The 18,466-nt window shown below is 62.6% G+C and carries 11 protein-coding genes; 6 read left to right on the plus strand and 5 right to left on the minus strand.

The genetic code is table 11. The features are described from left to right. The first annotated feature begins 209 nt into the window (after positions 1-209). On the plus strand, positions 210-512 hold the full coding sequence (locus AC1RQ9_RS14450; protein WP_102325775.1) for a hypothetical protein: 303 nt from the start codon (positions 210-212) through the stop codon (positions 510-512). Between the two features lie 352 nt (positions 513-864). On the opposite strand, the gene AC1RQ9_RS14455 is transcribed toward AC1RQ9_RS14450, so the two are convergent. The 5 genes from AC1RQ9_RS14455 to AC1RQ9_RS14475 form a co-directional block, all read right to left on the minus strand. Then, entirely contained in the window at positions 865-1,272 is a 408-nt protein-coding gene (locus tag AC1RQ9_RS14455) for a hypothetical protein (protein ID WP_112210230.1), read from the minus strand. A 13-nt stretch (positions 1,273-1,285) separates the two neighbouring features. After that, positions 1,286-2,098 (minus strand): hypothetical protein, encoded by an 813-nt coding sequence (locus AC1RQ9_RS14460; protein WP_485987484.1) that lies wholly within the window; start codon positions 2,096-2,098, stop codon positions 1,286-1,288. A gap of 110 nt (positions 2,099-2,208) precedes the next feature. Continuing rightward, positions 2,209-2,703, minus strand: a complete 495-nt coding sequence (locus tag AC1RQ9_RS14465) for a hypothetical protein (RefSeq protein ID WP_485987486.1) — start codon at positions 2,701-2,703, stop codon at positions 2,209-2,211. Beyond that, a complete protein-coding gene (locus tag AC1RQ9_RS14470; RefSeq protein WP_485987487.1) occupies positions 2,703-3,533 on the minus strand; it encodes an FAD-binding oxidoreductase in 831 nt (276 codons plus the stop codon). The genes AC1RQ9_RS14465 and AC1RQ9_RS14470 overlap by 1 nt, the downstream gene beginning before the upstream one ends. A 3-nt stretch (positions 3,534-3,536) precedes the next feature. Continuing rightward, a complete protein-coding gene (locus tag AC1RQ9_RS14475) occupies positions 3,537-4,121 on the minus strand; it encodes a hypothetical protein (RefSeq protein ID WP_223846566.1) in 585 nt (194 codons plus the stop codon). Between the two features lie 246 nt (positions 4,122-4,367). On the opposite strand from AC1RQ9_RS14475, the gene AC1RQ9_RS14480 reads away from it, so the two are divergent. The 5 genes from AC1RQ9_RS14480 to AC1RQ9_RS14500 all read left to right on the plus strand — a co-directional run bounded on the left by AC1RQ9_RS14480 (position 4,368) and on the right by AC1RQ9_RS14500 (position 17,956). Further along, positions 4,368-5,156, plus strand: coding sequence for a BRO-N domain-containing protein (locus tag AC1RQ9_RS14480; protein WP_244949432.1), 789 nt, complete (start codon positions 4,368-4,370; stop codon positions 5,154-5,156). 867 nt (positions 5,157-6,023) lie between these two features. Next, positions 6,024-6,650, plus strand: coding sequence for an invasion associated locus B family protein (locus AC1RQ9_RS14485; RefSeq protein ID WP_485987488.1), 627 nt, complete (start codon positions 6,024-6,026; stop codon positions 6,648-6,650). 29 nt (positions 6,651-6,679) lie between these two features. Further along, the gene (locus tag AC1RQ9_RS14490) at positions 6,680-8,416 is read left to right on the plus strand and encodes a ShlB/FhaC/HecB family hemolysin secretion/activation protein (RefSeq protein WP_485987489.1); all 1,737 of its coding nucleotides are present in this window, start codon (positions 6,680-6,682) and stop codon (positions 8,414-8,416) included. Then, positions 8,413-17,346, plus strand: coding sequence for a two-partner secretion domain-containing protein (locus tag AC1RQ9_RS14495; protein WP_485987491.1), 8,934 nt, complete (start codon positions 8,413-8,415; stop codon positions 17,344-17,346). Before AC1RQ9_RS14490 ends, AC1RQ9_RS14495 begins: the two co-directional genes overlap by 4 nt. Beyond that, the gene (locus tag AC1RQ9_RS14500; protein WP_485987493.1) at positions 17,333-17,956 is read left to right on the plus strand and encodes a hypothetical protein; all 624 of its coding nucleotides are present in this window, start codon (positions 17,333-17,335) and stop codon (positions 17,954-17,956) included. Before AC1RQ9_RS14495 ends, AC1RQ9_RS14500 begins: the two co-directional genes overlap by 14 nt. The last annotated feature ends 510 nt before the right edge of the window (positions 17,957-18,466 follow it).

The raw sequence follows: 18,466 nt of genomic DNA on the forward strand, positions 1-18,466 counted from the left end.
TCTGGTCGCGTCCGCCCGCGGGGCCCTTGCGGCCTACGAGGACATGATCGGCACCCCGTGGAAGCCCTACACGGCCAGCAACGCCCGCACCATCGACCAGCGGGCCGCAGCTGCCGAGATGGACGCCCTCGGCTTCTGACCGACCCGGTCGGACCCACGGCGGGTCCGGCCACCCACGGCAAAGTACCTTTCCGCAAGGATCGACCCGCATGAGCGAATATGAATCCATGGCAGACCGCGACGAAGCCCTTGCGCTTTCGCGTGCTGCGCCCCACCACGCCTGGGTCCTGACAGACCGGGACGTCTGGCATCGCAATCCTTTTTATCACGGCCCGGAAATGCCGCACCCCGAAGATGACGGCGCCCATGACTTTATTGCCGACCACGGCATCGACGCATGGCGGGAGGCGACCACGGCCGCAAGGGCCGCAGCCATCGCCGCAGCCGAAGCGAAAGCGCGCGAGATCGCGGACGCCCCCGACCCCTGGTGGCCCGACGATCCAACGCCTTGAGAGACCACGCCGCAGGAGCCCGGAAACCGGGTTCCTGCTTCTGGTGTCCGGCGTCGCCATCGTGCTTGTAAAAAAATGCCCTGAAACCAGCATGTCGCCGCGAGGCGCCCGCCTCAAGCCCGCTGCGCGCCGCGCTTCGCGCGGTGAGGACACGCCCCTTTCAGTGAACAGGGCCGCCCGGAACGCAGGGCGGTGCCCCGCGCTCCGGGCAACCCGGTCCACCTCAGGGGCATGCCCTCAGGCTTGACCCGGGCACCTCGCGGCCCTCCCGGCGGGCAGCGGTCTTCCCTGATCCGCTCCCGGGGAAAACAATGTAGGCCATGCAGCATGCCGGACTGTGGAGATGACAAACCTACTGTGTCGCCCTGCCGAACACGAAGCCAAGCTTGCCGTCATTCATGACATAGGGCGTGCAGGTCATGCCGGGATGGACCGCGTCGTAGGGTTTCAGCCATCTTGTCGAGACCCAGCCGGGACGCAATGCGAGATTCATGCTCCGGACGTAGCCGTTCGTGGGCGGTGCGTCCGTGGCGATCGGGAGTACCGCCAGCGCAGGAGCAATGCTCGGGGCACCGTCCCGTGGTTCGCTCTGCAGCGGGATCGGATGCCTGAAATCCATCATGACCCGTGCCGGCGCATCAAGGGCCATGCATCTGTACCCGTCGAGCGCACGGACCGGGGTTCTGTGCAGCGCGAAGGCCGGATGGCTGATGCTGCAGGTGAGGGCCGCAAGGATCGCGGCCCGGTGGGAAAACCTCATGCTGGACTCCTCGTCAGCCGGTCAGGATCGAACTGGACGCAGCACTGCCCATTTTTGCTGCGACCGCCGCGCGCCATTGGCCGACCGTGGTGGTTGAACTGATATTGTTCCCCGACATTGCCGTGCTCGATATGTAGGACGACATGAGGCTGCTGTCGTCGGCCGTCGCGATTTCAGCACCCGCGCTCGGGCCAAAGTTATAATAGGCCCTGGCATCAAGGGCTGTCGGGTTACTGATGCCACTGTGCTGCAGACTGGTTGCGGCATCCTTGAGATACTGCGCTGCAGCCACCGCCTGTGTCGCCGGATCCTGCTGGCCCGCCGTGCCGCTGGTGATGGATGAGGCCAGCGAGGGGGCTGCGGCCAGTGCCTCTCCGAGGGTCTGGCTGTAGGTCCCGTTGCTCATCTGGAATGCGCCGGTGATCGTACTGCCGTTTCCGGCCGTGTAGAGGTTCTGGCAGCCGGATTCCACCACGCAGGTCGCGGCGAGCGCTGATGGATTGACGCCCAGCGCCTCGGCGTTCTGGGCTGCCGCATAGCCCCAGGACTGCTGGTATAGGGTCTCGAGCGCATCGCTGTCGGACGTGCCTGCTGTCGCTGTCTGGGTGACGGCGCCGCTTCCGCTGATGGCCTGGGCTGTGCCCGTCGTGCCCGGGGTCCAGCCACCGAGCCCCGGTTCCTGATAGGTTGCGTTGACATGTGTCGGGAGCCCGCCGGGCACGTTTACTGTCTGTGCGCGCCCGATTGGCGGCGCGACGAGGCCGCACGTTACGAGGACCACGGTCGCTTGCGCCGTGCGGCGGCATGGGAAGGGGAGCCGGATCACCGTGGCCTCCTGTTGCGAGGCGGACAGGATCGGCCAGCATCATGCGACCTGTGTCAGAACTTCGTAAGGCGTTTCGGTTCTGGCCCTGAGCGTGTCCGTCGTGGACACGCTCAGGGCATCCGTCCGAGCGCAAATCCCGCTATCAGGACGATGGAACTGTATCCCAGGATGCGAAAGGCCGTCTGCAGGTTGTACCGTCTGGTCATGGCCGTGGCCTGGCTCTCGATGGCACCCCTTAATCCTTTCGTCATATCCGCGGTGATCGCGAGGAGTTTCTTCTCGACCAGTTTTTCGTTGATGGTTCGCAACGTGTGCACCGCTTCAATGCCGTCCCTGAGGTGGCTGCGGATGGCGATCGTGTCCTGCGCCAGGGTTTCGCGCTGCTGTTCGGCCACCAGCCTGCTCTCGGCAACGGAGCGGATGGAGGCGCGCCTGGCTTCAATGCAGAGGGTGCCGATCTGGTCTATCGCTGCGACCAGCGCCGAAAGCACTTCGACTTCGGGCGCGATCGGACGCTCGACCCACTGGGCGGCGACCCGGCGCAGGTTCTCCATTCGGACCGCGAATTCATGGTCTGCCGCCTCGATGTCGCCGTGGGCTGCCATCAGACATTCTCCATAACCACGTCGGGCAGTCCCTTCGGCATCCGGGGCAGATAGTCCGCTCCGAGGTCGCGCAGGAAAAGGGGCACGTCCCGTTTGAGCCAGCGATTGACCCGTAGCCTGTCGAAGACAGAGCTTTTCGGCTGTCCGGGAACCGGCTTGTTCGCAGCAAAATCCATGAACGACTGCCCACGATCCGCGATTTTCTTCAGCCCGTTGATCGCAGGGAACACACCGTGCGCGGCGCCTCTGTCCAGAGCGTTGAGCACCGCTTCGTTTTCGAGGATCTGGCTTACCGCCTGAGGTGTGTCGATACCGACGGGAAGCAGGCCTTCATTTATGACAATGGCCGTGCGGGGCGGCAGGAAGTCATGCTGCTCCTGAAGGTCCTGCAGATAGTCGATGTCCGCATTCTCCATACCGATCATGAAGATCGTCACAAGCGAGACCCCGAGCTCGTCCAGCGCCGCGACAAGGGGAGATGAGCGGATCAGTTCGTGCATCGCGGTCCATCCTCCCCCGATGTCGAGAATCGCATCATGGCGGGATTCAACCAGTTTCTCGATCTGCCCTTCGAGCCAGGCAGCCTGCCCGGTCGGGGACATGCTGTCCGCTTCCAGAACCTGCGGACCAAGCGATGAAAGCGTATGCGAGCGGTTCATGGAATCCGTGTTCCAGATCTCCGGTCTGCCTCCCTGCTGGGCCGTGATCTCGGCCAGTGATTTGAGGAATGTCGTCTTTCCCACCCGCTGGCGCCCGATGGCTACGAGCAGGGTTGGGCGTGTCACCAGATCCGTTGGGTCTGCGGCGTCTGTGATCGTGGCGGATGCCATGCCTTACTCCCGATGAAAACCGGGCTCCTTCCGCTTCAGTCGCGCAAGAAGATCCCGCTTGATGGCCTCGGCCCGGGCGCGACCAATGGGAAAGTTCTTCTCCCTGGTTGTCTCGCTGCCCGAGCACCCTGGCACTGTCGCGGGCAATGATGCGACCTGCGCGTTTTTTTCGGCGGACACTCGTGGTGCGGGTACAGCTGCTGCATCGGGAAAGTGAGAGAGGTTTCTCTGGCCATCATCGACAAGGTCGGGCTTCCAGTCCTGCGGCAACCGGCTCGGATGGGTGGTGTGGACGGGGGGATCGACTTCTACCGAGGCGGTCTGTTCCTCAGCATGTCCTTTTCGGGCGTTCCTGACCTGTACCCAGAGCTTCCTTACCTTCCTGAGGCCGGAGTGGTCTGCGGAGATATCGAGGCCGCTCTCGCGCATCACGGCGATGACGGGCTTCCATGAGCCACCAGGCGGTCTGATGGCGGCAACGGCGTCATGATGCTCGGTTAGCCAGAGCAGGACGGAACGGGTCGCTGCCTGGGTGGTCATGGCAACTGCGTGTTCGCGTAGGCGCTTTTGGACATCGATATTGGCCACGGTCAGTATCCCTGTTTCCAGCGTTCAGAGGTTATGTGGGGATTTTCGGCTTCATTGCCACTACAGCGCTCCCTTTCCGCTCCCTTGTCGCTCCTTTCTCGCTCCCCTGTCGCTCCCTCTGATTTAAGGAGCCTCATACACCATTGCACCGTTGGTGCGGGCGGCTTCGCCGCCAGAGAAGGACACGCGGCAAAGGGTGGGCCTGTAAGGCCTGCCCCTTCCGAGCAGTTGGTTATGGTGGGTCGCATGATGGGGCCAGATGATGCTTGCAACCATCATCCGGGGGAATCAGCCATGTGCGTCAAATCAGACAACACGATCCACGCGAATTTTACGGACGCGGCTCCCCAGAGTGTCCTTGACGGCGTGCCTTGTGCTTTTGGCGGAAAGCTGGTCCGCTCCGTTTTCATCGACGGGTTCACATGGTTTGTGGCTGACGACGTGGCGCGCGCTCTTGATTACGAAAGTGCGAGGAGTGCGATCAGGTATCTTGATGCAGACGAAGTAGCGAAAGCGTTCATCGAGACCGAAGGCGGCCCGCAGACCATGCTGATCGTGAGTGAAAGCGGGATCTACCATCTGACGTTCAAGTCCACGAAGCGCAAAGCAAAGGATTTCCGGAGATGGGTCACGCATGAAGTTTTGCCTCAGATCCGTCGGACAGGAAGCTACGGCAAGAGCGGGATGCGCTCAGACCACGATAAGCCTGCCATGACCGGTGAGGAGAAAGAACTGCTTTCACGCCTGTCCCATCCGGGACCCCATATGGTCTTCGTGATGCCGGGACAGAAGCCGTATATAGAGGAGGTCGATCCTCGCGAGTTTATTCGCAACCTCGACCGTCACGATGTCGAAGGCCTGGCTCACGCTATGAACCTGATTGGCTCGGTCTGGAGCATATGTTGTAAAATTGACGGGGCAATATACGGCTCCGCCGTTCTTCAAAGCGGCGTCGGTCGGCAGCTTGACGATGCTATCCGCATCGGCCTCGACATATCCCGCTGTGTCGTTACTGCCATCCGGGAAAAAACGTAGTCTTTGCGATCCAGGCCGTCGAGGAGGTTGCTGACTTGCATCCAGAAGGCGGCGTCGTCTGCCAGGCCGGCCTCGACGCAGCGTCCGATATGATGGCGCGCGCGTTCCCTGGCGCCTGGCAGCCCGTATTCGCGCAGGAGGGCCACCATCATGGCGTCCGGATCCACGGCGTCATGGGCGCGCGTGTTTGCTGTCACTGTCATTCATCCGCCTTTTCTTATGTCCGTTCCGCGACGACAGCCTGGCCGGAACGAATGACAGGCATGCGCCTCCTTTCCCGCCCTGGCGTCGGGCGGGTGATAACGTGTTTGCATGAGGCATAGCCACGCCCTGCCTATTTCCACGACGGTGAACAGACCTCTCCGTTCACCGCTGGACGCAGGTCCGGGTGTTGTATTCGGCAGGCCACCCGACAAGGAGGCCGCCTCAGTGCAAAAGGCGTTATCACGCGCCTGTTTCAGGATATCACAGCCCGCCTGGCGGCACTACCCGTCTGCTGTGCCGGCGTGGGCGCCGGTGGCCGTGGTTCGGGGGGGGAATGACTCTCCGCGGGGCCGTTTGCGCGTCTCCCGGGTGTCATGGCGCGTTGGTATTTATATAAATAACTGTTATTCCGTATGGGAATACAGGAAGGATACCAGCCGGTCTCCCTGACTATATCAGGGGAGTTTCGTATAAAATGTATGGAACAGGTCATTATTCAACCGCGAGTTGAATGAATTCTTCTGTTGCTGCCTTTCATGTCAAACTGTATTCATAAATGACGAAATATGTCGTTTTCAGGGCGACGTTCCATTCAATTCAGGACCGACCGGTGAGCGCCGGTCAGGCTGACCGTTCAGGGGGTTACTGATGCAGTTCAGGGCCGTGGCTTGTGCTTTTCTTTTTTCTGCGGCCCTGACGGGCGTATCCCATGCTGCGGGAACGGCAGCGGTCCCGTCTGCCGCGCCATCGCCCGCAAAAGGGGCACCTGCTTCTCCACAGGCCCCGGCCCAGCCATCGCCGATCACCACGCAGCAGACTTTTGGCGCCTGGCAGGCCAACTGCACCTATGCGCCCGCGACACGCGCGGCTTCGCTGTGCGTGGCGGCCCAGCAGCTGAGCATGCAGCAGCAGGGCAAGGCCGTGCCGCTGGGCATGGTGATCGTCGCCCGGGCCGCGACCGACAAGGTGGCGATTACCGCGCGCCCCTACGAGCTGAGCGTCATGACCCCGCTGGGTTTCGACCTCACGAAGCCTGCCACCCTGTCGATGGATAACGGCAAGCCGGTCAGCCTGCCCTATCTGGTGTGCAACGCATCGGGCTGCCTGTCGACGCTGCAGGCGACGCCCGCCATGATCACGGCACTGAAGGCGGCCAAGACCGGCCACATCCGCGTCAGCCGCGTGCCCGCGCAGGGCGGCGGCACGGTCACGATCAATTATGACATGAGCCATTTCTCCGACGCCTTTGGCGCAATCGAGACCTGGTCCAGCCAGAAAGCGCCTGCCTGAAGCCGGCGGCATAGTCCGGAATGCGCGTGATGCGCTGGCAGGTTGGGGCGGCGGCGGCCATGATGGCGCTGCCCGGTGTGGCAATGGCCCAGGTGCCGGGCCTGCCCGGCGGCGTGATGCCGGCGGGGCCGGGCTCGTCGCAGGACCAGTTCCAGCGCTTCGAGCAGCACCAGGAGCAGCTTGACGCGCTGCCGCCACCGTCAAACGACATCCAGATCCAGAGGCCGTCCGCCCTGCCACAGGCATCAAAAACCTGTGTTACGGTGCATGACATCACGGTCGAAGGCGCGCAGCACCTGTCGCGCGCGACGACGGATGCGATCACCGGTTCCCATGTCGGCACCTGCATGTCGGTGCGCGATCTCAACGGACTGATCAACGCGCTCAATGCCGCCTATATCCGCCAGGGTTTCATCACCTCGCGGGCCTACCTGCCCGAGCAGAAGCTCTCCAGCGGGCACCTGCGGATCGTGGTGATTGAAGGAAAGCTGGCGGGTATCCAGTTACAGGGCCGCCCGACCCGGCTGGCGACCGTCATGGCCTTCCCGGGGCTGCACGGGAAGATCCTCAACCTGCGGGACCTGGAACAGGGAATTGAGGACATGAACCGGCTGAGCCACTGGGGCGCGCGCATGCGCATCGCACCCGGTGGCAAGGCAGGGGCGTCCACCGTGGTCGTCACCGCGCCAAAGCGTGGCGTGCTGCATGGCCAGGTCTGGTTCGACAATTACGGCCAGCAGATTACCGGCCAGGAGACGGGCCATGCCATGCTTACGGCGGAAAACCCGCTGGGGCTGCTGGACCTGTGGTCGGTGGAATATGACCACTCGCTTGTCGGCCATGCCGGGCAGCGGGGCACGTCCTACCTGTCGGTCAACGGGTCGATCCCGTTCGGCTACTGGACCGTGTTCGGGTCGTGGTGGCGCTCGCAGGACGACTATCCCCTGCTGGCCCTGACCGATGTCTACCACCTGGGCGGCAGCCGCCGCGACTGGCGTCTTGGCATCTCGCGCGTGCTGCTGCGCAACCGCATCGGCGTGACCACCTTCCAGGCCAGCTACGAGCGCAAGTCGTTCGGCTCGGAGATCAACCATACGGTGATCGACACCGAGACGGCGCGGCAGGCCTTCGTCAACGTGCAGGTCAGTGAATCGCTCAAGGGCTGGGGCGGGGTGTGGTACATTACCGGCGGCCTCAAGGTCGCGGTGGATGGCGCGGGCACGTGGTCGAACTTCACCCGTCCCGGCTGGCAGGACCCGCACTCGTCCTACCTCAAGCCCTCGCTGGATATCGACGGCTACAAATCGCTCACGCGCGGCGTGCTGTGGCACACCACGCTGCACGGCGAATACAGTACGCGCGACCAGTTCCCCACCAATGAACTGCAGGCCGGTGGCCCGTATACCGTGCGCGGCTTCCTCGAGCAGGTCCTGCTGGGCAATGACGGTGGCTACATGCGCAACGACTTCTCGTGGCAGCTGCCCACAAAGGGCCTGAAGTGCGGGAAGTTCGCCTTCATCTGCCGCCACGTCATCGAGGGCACCCAGCTTTATGCCGCCCTTGATGTCGGTGTCGTGCGCGCGGGTTTTGCCTCGTCCTCGACGCCGCCCGCGCTGCGGGGTGGCGAGATGGCGGGCGGCGGCCTGGGGCTGCGCAAGACCACGGGGCCGTTCTTCTGGAACGTCTCCCTGACCCATTCCATGTATACCGGCCCGCTTCCCTCGGAAGGGCTGATCCCGCTGTTTCAGGTTGGAGCGAAGATATGATGAAGACGCCCCGCAGGACCGCCGCGCCCGACATCATTCCGGGTCCGTCACGTCTTCAGCGCTGCGTGCATGTCTTTGCCGCCGTCTCCCTGTTCCTGGCCTCGACCGTGTCCGCCGCATCCGCCCAGCAGGCGGAGCCGCAGATCGTGGTCGATCCCCATGCCGGCGGCCCCGAGCCGACGCTGGACAAGACCCAGAACGGCATCGACCAGGTCAATATCGCCACGCCGAATGCGGCAGGCGTGTCGCATAACGACTTCATCCAGTATGGCGTGCCCGAAAGCGGCGTGATCCTGAACAACGCCACCACGGCGACCGAGACGAAGATCGGGGGCGTGGTGTATGGCAACACCAATCTTGATGGCCATGCCGCCAGCCTGATCCTCAACGAGGTGACCGGCACCCTGCCGACGCAGATGCTGGGCTATACGGAAGTGGCGGGGCACCAGGCCTCGGTGGTGGTGGCCAACCCCAATGGCATCACCTGTGCCGGGTGCGGGTTCATCAACACCGCCCATGTGACCCTTGCCACCGGCACGCCGGAGATGGATGCCAGCGGCAACCTGAAGGATATCGTGGTCAAGGGCGGGAACATCACGTTCTCGGGCCAGGGCGGGGACTTCACCACCGTGCCGGTGCTTGACATCCTGTCGCGCTCGGTGACGCTCAAGGCGCAGGTCAATGCGGAGACGGCCACTATCGTGGCCGGACGCAACCGGGTCGATTACGGCACCAACGCGGCCCATCCGCTGGCGTCCGACGGGACGGCCGCACCGGAATTCGCGATTGATACGGCAGCCCTTGGCGGCATGTATGCCAACCGGATCTACATGGTGGTCAACGAGGCCGGCGCCGGCGTGCGGGTTGACGGCACCATGGCCGCCAATGCCGGGGACATGACGCTCACCGATGCCGGCGACCTTGTGCTCAACGGTTCCATGGCGGCTTCGGGTACCCTGCAGGCGCAGGTGGGCGGGCAGGTCAGCAATGCCGGGACGCTGCAGTCAGGTGGCGGGATGCAGCTGGCGGCAGGGGGCGCCCTGAATAACAGCGGGACCATTGGCGGCGGTACGACCCTGGCCGCCCAGGCTGCCGTGATCGGCAATAGCGGGACGGTGACGGCCGGGGCCGGCGCGCTGTCGCTTGCCGCGACCGGTGCGCTCGATAACAGTGGCGGCATCGGCGCATCCGGTGGCGCCCTGTCCGCCCGGGCAGGGTCGCTCGCCAATACCGGCACGATCGCAGCCCAGGCGGGGCTGACGCTGGCCAGCGCCAGCACGCTGTCCAATGCCGGTGGCCAGATATCGAGCACGACCGGGCTGGCCTCGATTGCCGCCGTGGGGGCGCTGGATAATACGGGCGGGAAGATCCTCGACCAGTCGGGTGACATGACGCTGTCGGCGCAGGCCGTCACCAATAATGGCGGGGCCATCCAGGCGGGGGGCAGCCTGACTGCTGCACTGGCCAGCTATACATCCGACACCACGGCTTCGCTGACGGCGCAGCAGGCCCTTGCCGTCACCGCCACGGGGGCGGTCGATAATGAAGGCACGCTGGGTGGCGGCACGGGCGTGAGCGTGACGGCGGACCACATCGCCAACGGGGCATCCGCCCTGCTGGTTGCAACCGCGGGCAACCTTACCCTCAACGCGGCGGGGACTGGTGGCCTGGCCAATACGGGGATGATAAAATCCCAGTCGGCATCGGGCAGCCTGACGATCGACGCCGCCACGCTGGCCAACAGTGACAGCATCCTTGCCGCAGGCACGCTTGGCGTGCGCACGACCGGTACGGTGACCAGCACGGGGACGCTGTACGGCGCAGCCGGCCTGAGCCTTGCGGCGGGTGGCGCCCTGTCCAACAGGGGCGGGCAGCTTGGCAGTGATACGGGCGTGGTGCAGCTTGCCGCCGCCAGCCTCGACAATACCGGGGGCAAAATCATCGCGACGGATGGTGGGCTGAACATCGATGCCGCCAGTGTCGCCAATAATAACGGCTGGCTGCAGGCAGCCGCCCTCATGTCCATCGTGACAACCGCCCTCGACAATACCGGCGGGACAGTGCTGGGCGGGACATCCGTCACCCTTGCCCGCGATGCGGCGGGTGCGGCCCTTGACCACCTGACGAACGCATCGGGCCTGGTCGAGGCCAGCAATGACCTCACGATCAGCGCGGTGAGCGTTGACAATACATCTGGTGGCCTGGTCGGGAAAACCGGTTCTGTTGCCATCACCGATAACGGGTCGGGGCAGGGGCTGTTCACCAATACGGATGGCGCGGTCCAGGCGGGTGGCGCGCTGACGCTTGCGACCGGCCAGTATGCCAGCGACACATCGGCTGCCCTTCAGGCAGGAACCGCGCTTGACCTGTCGGTCACGGGGGCGGCCGATAACGAAGGGGCGATCACGGCCGGTGACGGGCTAAGCCTTTCGGCGGCCAGCCTGGTTAATGGCGCGAAGGGCACCATCGGTGCCCTCGCCGGTGACACGACGATTGCCGTCCACGGGAATGCGGCATCGCCCGCCCTGTCCAACGCTGGCGCCATCGAGGACGCGGATGCCGCCGGTGTCCTGAAGGTTGATGCGACGTCGCTCGCCAACACGGGCACGATCATCTCGCAGGGAAACCAGAGCGTCGACGCCGACGGCCTCCTGCTCAATAGCGGTGAGATCGCCTCACTTGCCGGCAGTAGCGCGCTTTCGGCCGCGGGTCTGACCAATAGCGGCCTGATCGCGACTGCGGCAGGGCTTGATGTGTCCACGACGGATGACCTGCTCAATACCGGTACGCTATATGGCGCGACCGGGCTGACGCTTGGAACCGGGGGCACAACGTCCAATCAGGGCGGGACCATCAGCACGGGGGCTGCCGGCGCGCTGGCCATGACGGCGGCACAGGTCGCCAATGACAATGGCACGATCCAGGCCGGGACCAGCCTCGCGCTTTCCACCGCAGGCCTTGATAACGAAGCCGGCACGATCCTCGCGGGAGGCGCCATCGGGATCCGCAATGGCGATGCCACGACGCCGCTGACCGCCCTTGATAACCGCGGCGGCGCGGTGCAGGCGGGTGGCAACCTGACCATTGCGGCGGCCAGCCTCGCCAACACCGCCGGCACCCTGGTCAGCGTGGGCGGCAACGTCACGCTCTCCGCAGGGTCTCCCGCCACATTGATGGCGACACTGGACAACGCGTCGGGCGGCATCATCCAGGCGGCCGGGAGTGTCTCGATCGCGGCCGGCACGATCGGCAATGACAATGGCCGCATCCTCGCACTCGATGGCAACATCGCGCTGGATGCCGACAGCGCGCCCGCATCCGCCCTGGCTTTCTCGAACGCCGGTGGCGCGGTCAAGGCGGCCGGGAACCTGTCGCTGGTGACGGGGACCTGGTCCGATGATGCCACGGGCGTCATGAGTGCCGGTCAGGGCCTGTCCGTGGTGGCGGCGGGCGACATGGCTGTTGCGGGCACGCTGGTGGGCGGGCAGGGGCTGGGCCTTACGGCCGCTGGCCTGACGACCGCTTCCAGCGGGTTGATGGCGACCGAAAACGGCGTGCTCTCCCTCGTCCTGACCGGAACGGGTAGCGGTGACGGCCTGTCCAATGCCGGGCGGATCGAGGCCGAAGGCCGTGGCGCCACCCTTGACGTCACGACGCAGGCGGCCCTGGCCAATGGCGGCACGCTCGTCTCGCAGGGCGATGTCACCCTTGCGGCGCAGGGCGTGACCAATAGCGGCGAGATCGGTGCGCTGGCTGGCCTGGTGGACCTCAACGCGGCCTCCCTTGCCAATACCGGGACGCTGGTGGCGTCCGACCAGATGAACGCGACCCTGTCCGGCTCCGTGTCGAATTCCGGCCTGGTTTACGGCACGCAGGGCGTGACCCTGAAGAGTGGCGGCGCGATCGACGATACCGATGGACGGATCGGGGGCAATGGCGCGGTCGCTCTTTCGGGGGCCAGCCTGACCAACACATCCGGCGCGGTCATCTCGGGTGCGGGCACTGTGAGCGTCACCACGACCGGCGCAGTGGGCAATGAAGGCGGTGCGATCCAGGGCGCGGGCAATGTCGCGCTGGCGGCGGCGTCGCTCGATAACACCAGCGCCGGCCGGATCGTCAGCACCGGTGGCATGCTGGATGTCGGCAACGCAGGCGGCGGCGCGATGGCGCAGCTTGCCAATGACGGTGGCGCGCTCCAGGCGGGTCAGGATATCACGCTGGTTGCCGACAGCCTGACCAACGGGTCGGGTGGCCTGGTCAACGCGGCCGATGGCAGCCTGCTGGTCTCCGCCGGCGGCACGCAGGCGGCCGCCAGCATCAATAACGCGGGCGGCACGCTGCAGTCACGGGGCGACCTGACCCTGGTCGCGAACGGGCTGGACAATGACGGCGGCAGCGTGATCGAACGCTCCGGCCAGAATACCCTGTCGCTTGCGAATGCTGGCGGCGGCGCCATGACCGGGTTCAGCGATACGGACGGCGTGGTACAGGCGGCGGGCAATCTCTCGCTTGATACGACCTCGCTCGGTGGTGCTGCGCAGCTGGTCGCGGGGAACGCGCTGGCCGTGACGCTCACGGGGGACCTCGACAGTGGCATGCTGTTCCAGTCCGGTGGCGACACGCTGCTGAGGGTCGGCGGCGACTACACGGCCGAGGCCGGTGGCGGCGTGCTGGCCGGGGGCAACGCCACCATCACGGCGGCATCGGTCACCAATAACGGCGCCCTGATGGCCGAAGGCGGCGTCCTGGACGTCTCCTCGGGCGGGGCGATCACCAATACCGGCCTCATTGATGGTGTGGCCGGTGTGGCCCTGGACCTGCCCGGCACCCTGACCAACCAGCTCGGGGCCATCCTTTCGGATAACGGGTCGATCGGGATCGGCAATGGCGCCAGCGGGGCGGCTGCCGCCGTGTTCAACCGCTCCGGCGAGATCGTGGCTGACAGCGCCAGCGGGGATGTGCTGATCAATGCTGGCACGGTCACCAATGATGTCCTGGGCGGGGTGACGGTCGTCGCCAATGCCGTCCTGTGGAGCCATAGTTACGCGGGCGGCAGCAATGTCGATATTCCCGTCCCGGCGGGCCTGCTGGACACGGCGACCGGCGTACAGGGTACGGGCCAGCTTGTCGGCCACTCCAACGGGGGCACGATCTATGTCGAGGAGGAAGGGGGAAAGGCGACCCTTAATAATGCCGCCTCCCTGATCTCGGCCGGGCGTGATGTGGATATTACAACCACAGGTGGCATCATCAACGATGCCAGCCATATCGCGGCAGGGCGCGACATCAATCTCAGTGGTGGCAGCCTCGACAATATCGGCTACGCGGTCCAGCACATCTTCTACGTCACGTGCAAGAATTACTGGGGGTGCACCTGGAGCAGCCAGTCCGATCCTGCTTTCACCGGGGCTGCTACATACGCGCACCATGTCCATCACTTCCTGGGGATAGGAAGTCATTGGGACCCGGCACCCCAGAATCCGGAAAAGTGGGGCGCGACCGAGACCTATTACGGCCCGACCGGTACCATCGTTGCCAAAGACAATATCACGGGCACCTTCACGGGCACGATCAACAACCAGACGGAAATCGCCAATGCGAGTTCCAGTGAATATACCAGCTATACCGGCGAGACGCCGGGTGGCCTGTCTCCGGTGGCTGCGGCTTCGTCTGCGTCCGGGGTTGCGGCTGACGCCGCGCTGAACGGCGGGGCGACGGCGGCCCTGGCGGATGTGAGCACCGGGGTCGCGGGGGCGGCCGGTACGCGGAGCGGCGCGGCGGCGCCCGTCATGACGGGGGGCACCCCGACCTATCAGGGGGTCGAGACCGCGCAGGTGAAGGCGTCGGCGACAGCCCAGGAAGCCGCGATGACGCTGCCGGGCTTTGCCACCAGCAGCGACCCGACCATCCCGACGGTGATCTCGGCCATTCCGGGTGGCAGCGCGCTGTTCATCGCCGATCCGGACCCCAGCGCGCATTACCTGATCGAGACCAACCCGAGATACGCGACCTTCAGCGGTTTCTACGGCTCGCAGTACCTGGTCAACCGGCTGGGCGACAACACGGCGGATTACGAGTTCCTGGGGGATTCGTATTTCGATACCGAGTTCATCCAGCAGCAGATCGTGGCGTCGACGGGCCAGACCTTCCTTGGCAGCAGCTACGAGACGGCCAACGAGCAGATGGAACTGCTGCTCAACAACGCGGTCTCGGAATCCAATGCGCTTGACCTGACCTTTGGCGCAGCGCTGACGGCCAGCCAGCAGGCGGCGCTGACGCAGAACATTGTCTGGTATGTGCCCGAGACGGTGGACGGGCGCAGTGTGCTGGCGCCGAAGCTGTATCTGGCCCCGGGCCAGGCGACGCTTACGGACGGGGCGGAGATCTCGGCGACCAACGTGTCGCTGACCGGCTCGAGCATCAACAATACCGGCACGATCAACGCCAGCAACGCGCTGTCGCTGACCGCGACCAGCGGGGATATCGTCAATGCGGGCGGGACGCTGTCGGGCGGCAGCGTGGCGCTGGCGGCGCTGAACGGCTCGGTCGTCAACGAGGACCAGCTCAACACCTTCATGGTCGATGGCGGGAAGGCGCAGTCTCTGGGCGCGCAGGGCACCATCACCTCGGGGGGCGATGCGCAGATCTATGCGGCGAAGGACATCACGTTTGATGGCGGGTCGCTCAGCGCGCTGGGCGATACCACGCTTGTGGCAGGGCAGGGGATCACGCTGGGTTCGGTTGCGGCGAGCGCGTCGCAGGACATCGAGCAGCATGATTACAGCCACCGCGCGGCCGAGACGGAGAATTTCGGGGCGTCGATCAGCACGGGCGGGAACCTGACGGCGGCCGCCCTCGGCGGCGACCTCACCCTGGCGGGCGCCACGGTCGCGGCCGGGAAGTCGGCCACGCTGATGGCGACGGGCAACGTGAACCTCAACGCGGTCACCGACAGCCAGTCCTCCTATACCCGCACCGTCGAGCACGGCTTCCTGAACAGGACCACCACGACCTCGAGCGAGAGTTCCACCGACCAGGTCGGCAGCACGGTGGCGGCCAATGACAATGTCACCATGGTCTCGGGCGGGGATATGTCCGTGGCGGGTACGGTTGCAGGCGGCGGCAACGTCACGCTCCAGGCGGGTGGCAGTCTTACGGAGAATGCGCTCCAGAGCACGGCGCAGTCATATTACGATAAGGAAAGCAAAGGATTTTATTTTGATACTGACGGTGCCAAGGCTAGGGTTGGGTTCGGATCTTCCAAAGAAAGCGTCAGTGACAGCAGCGCGACCTGGACTCCGAGCATGATTGCGGCGACTGGGGGCACCCTGTCTGCTACCGGCGGCGGCCCAGTAGTCATCAACGCTTCTGATCTTGTTGCCGCGAAGGATCTGAACGTAACCGGATCCTCTGTCCTGCTCAACGCACTGTCTGATGTATCCAGCGCGAAGCAGACCAGCGATTTCAAGTTCATTGGCGTGCAGGTCGGACTGTCGGATACCTCCCTTGTCGGACAGGCCGCCAATCTGGCCCTGTCGGCGGCCCAGACTGCCAGCGACAAGGACATGGCGACCCAGTCACTGGATGCCCTGTCAACTGCGGAGAGCGGCGTCAGTATCGGGAAGACTGTGGCCACGCTCGTGGATACCAAGCTGGCCGCGACAACATCAGACGTAACGAAATCCAACATAGAATTGGTAGGAGTACAGGCGGAAGTCGGCTTCGAGCATGACAGCAAGACATCCGAAACTATTTCGACCACGGCAAAGGGATCTGAAGCAGAAGCTGGCGATGGACTGACCATGACTGCGACCGGGGCGGAGCCTGCGACAGACAGCAATGCCGGGGATATCATCGCCACGGCCGCGAGCCTGTCAGGTGAGAGTGTCACGCTGGCGGCGCCGGGCAATATCCAGCTCCAGTCGGGACAGGACACCACGCATACGACTACCAGCCAGACGGCCCTGTCCGCTTTTGTCGGCGCGACGGCCTCGCTGAACGCCAATCTGCAGTGGGGGGTCAGTGTTACGGGGCAACTCAGTGCCTCCCATTCCCACACGAATTCACAAAGCACGACACAGGTAGATACGACGGTCACGGGTGCGCAGAATGTGAGCATCGATAATGGGGCGGGGACGACCACGCTGGACGGGGCCAGGGTATCCGGTGGTTCCGTCGATGTGGCGGCGGGTAACCTGAATATTACCTCGGCACAGAATACGGCAAGCTATCTCAGCACAAATGAGAGCGCAGGCTTCAGCTTTGCCGTTCCCGTCTATGGCACGGGCGGGGAGATGGGTTTTTCGGTCAATGCCTCGGCAGGGGTTCTGTCTGACACTTACGCCTCGACGGAAGCCAGTGGCCTTTCCGGGCTTTATGCAGGTCAGGGCGGCCTTGATGTCGATGTTGCCCGCAGCACGACCCTCAATGCCGGCGTCATGGAAAGCACGGCGGCATCCGGCAATATGGTTACAACGGGTAGCCTGACGGCGAATGATGAACAGAATAAATCAGAATATGCCGGCGCATCTGCCAGTATCTCATACGGTAATCTGGGGAGTGGAGGGAATACAGGACCGGATCAAGGAATAGAAAATACAAAAAGAAAAACTTTTGATGGAGGAGCTAATGTAAGCGGATTTGCGGCACCAGTAATTGGTATGACTTCATCGAACAGCCTCTCTTCTATTGGGTCAAATATCACAATTAATTCCGGATCTACGTCAGGTGTCGTGTCCCGTGATCCATCAACTGCAAACCATGCGATCAGTAATGATTTTGATACGAATGAAGCGGGCGAGATTTTGTCCCTAACGAATAGTTTCGAAAAGTCGGTCAAGGCTGCGTACAACGAGTCAAATGCGGTAAAGGCAATGCCAAGCAATAAAAATTTGACAGATCAAGAAAGGATAGAAAATGACAAAAAATAACAATGTTAAAAGATTGTTTTTTGCAATATCTTCGTCGCTTCTTCTTTTTGGTTGTGTGCAGCCTACGCCACCAAAAATACCATTAAATATAAATGAAGTATCATGGGCAAAGAAAAAAGGGAACGCTTCTATTAAAGGATGTGTTAGTGGAGGATATTTTGAAAAATATCATAACTATCAAGTTCCTAATGGAACATATGATTCTTATCCAATAGAAAGTTCATATCACGATAACCCTTCTCGAAATTTTACAATAGACCTTCTTCCTGAAAATGATTATATGTATAATCTTTCAGAAAAAATGAAACATTACTACTTGTTGCATAGCTATCATACATTGAATGATCCCCGATGGGTTGAATCTTCGGTTATGCCATTTATTCCTCATATTTCGTGCCCTGCAGATGGCCCTAATACTTGCCCATCGAGAGGACATTTTAATTTTAATAATATTCCTGCAGGAAACTGGTATATAGTGGCTGGATATAATGCAACCAAAGAAGACAATGCTGTGGCAGTTACCGTGCAAAAAATAACAACCATTGATGGGCAGACGGTTCCATTCGTTTCTTGGTTTGGGGTATTGAATAAAAACCAATGTACGCCTTGATTCATGAATTGAATCGCACCGGGATTGGCGGAGACCGAGGTATGTAAGTTACACGGCGATGGAGTAAGGTCCTCCCGAGTGGCGTAAAACGGACCTGTCAGGAATTTCGTGTTTGGGCGCTTGATGCGAAAGAAAGAGTAGTATCATATGGCCCGACGCAGGAAGTTCGTCATTCCTGACGATATTGTGGGTCGGGTTCTGGTCGGCTATTAAGTCCATAGTATGTTGGTATTATTATATAATACTGTTATTGATATACGTTCTCATGACCGTTATTTGGAGAGTGTAGCTACAGCAATCCTGCACCAGATCTGACGTCTGATATGACCAAAATCTGCAGGATCACTGGAATTATACTCTTTCGTGGCGACACGGACTATTTCTCTGGTTGGCTGGCCTGATGCAGAAATCTGTCGCGCATCGCTATCTCTGAGAATGGACGCTTTTGGGTAGCAGAGGATTGCTGCGGGCAGCTATTCACGCGGCCAGCATCTCCTGTGTATCTCGACA

This window comes from Komagataeibacter ossonobensis (assembly GCF_057359305.1).

Coding starts and splice junctions, on each gene's coding strand:
- AC1RQ9_RS14450 (WP_102325775.1), top strand. CDS start 210: ATGAGCGAATATGAATCCATGGCAGACCGCGACGAAGCCCTTGCGCTT.
- AC1RQ9_RS14455 (WP_112210230.1), bottom strand. CDS start 1,272: ATGAGGTTTTCCCACCGGGCCGCGATCCTTGCGGCCCTCACCTGCAGC.
- AC1RQ9_RS14465 (WP_485987486.1), bottom strand. CDS start 2,703: ATGGCAGCCCACGGCGACATCGAGGCGGCAGACCATGAATTCGCGGTC.
- AC1RQ9_RS14470 (WP_485987487.1), bottom strand. CDS start 3,533: ATGGCATCCGCCACGATCACAGACGCCGCAGACCCAACGGATCTGGTG.
- AC1RQ9_RS14480 (WP_244949432.1), top strand. CDS start 4,368: ATGATGGGGCCAGATGATGCTTGCAACCATCATCCGGGGGAATCAGCC.
- AC1RQ9_RS14490 (WP_485987489.1), top strand. CDS start 6,680: ATGCGCTGGCAGGTTGGGGCGGCGGCGGCCATGATGGCGCTGCCCGGT.
- AC1RQ9_RS14495 (WP_485987491.1), top strand. CDS start 8,413: ATGATGAAGACGCCCCGCAGGACCGCCGCGCCCGACATCATTCCGGGT.
- AC1RQ9_RS14500 (WP_485987493.1), top strand. CDS start 17,333: ATGACAAAAAATAACAATGTTAAAAGATTGTTTTTTGCAATATCTTCG.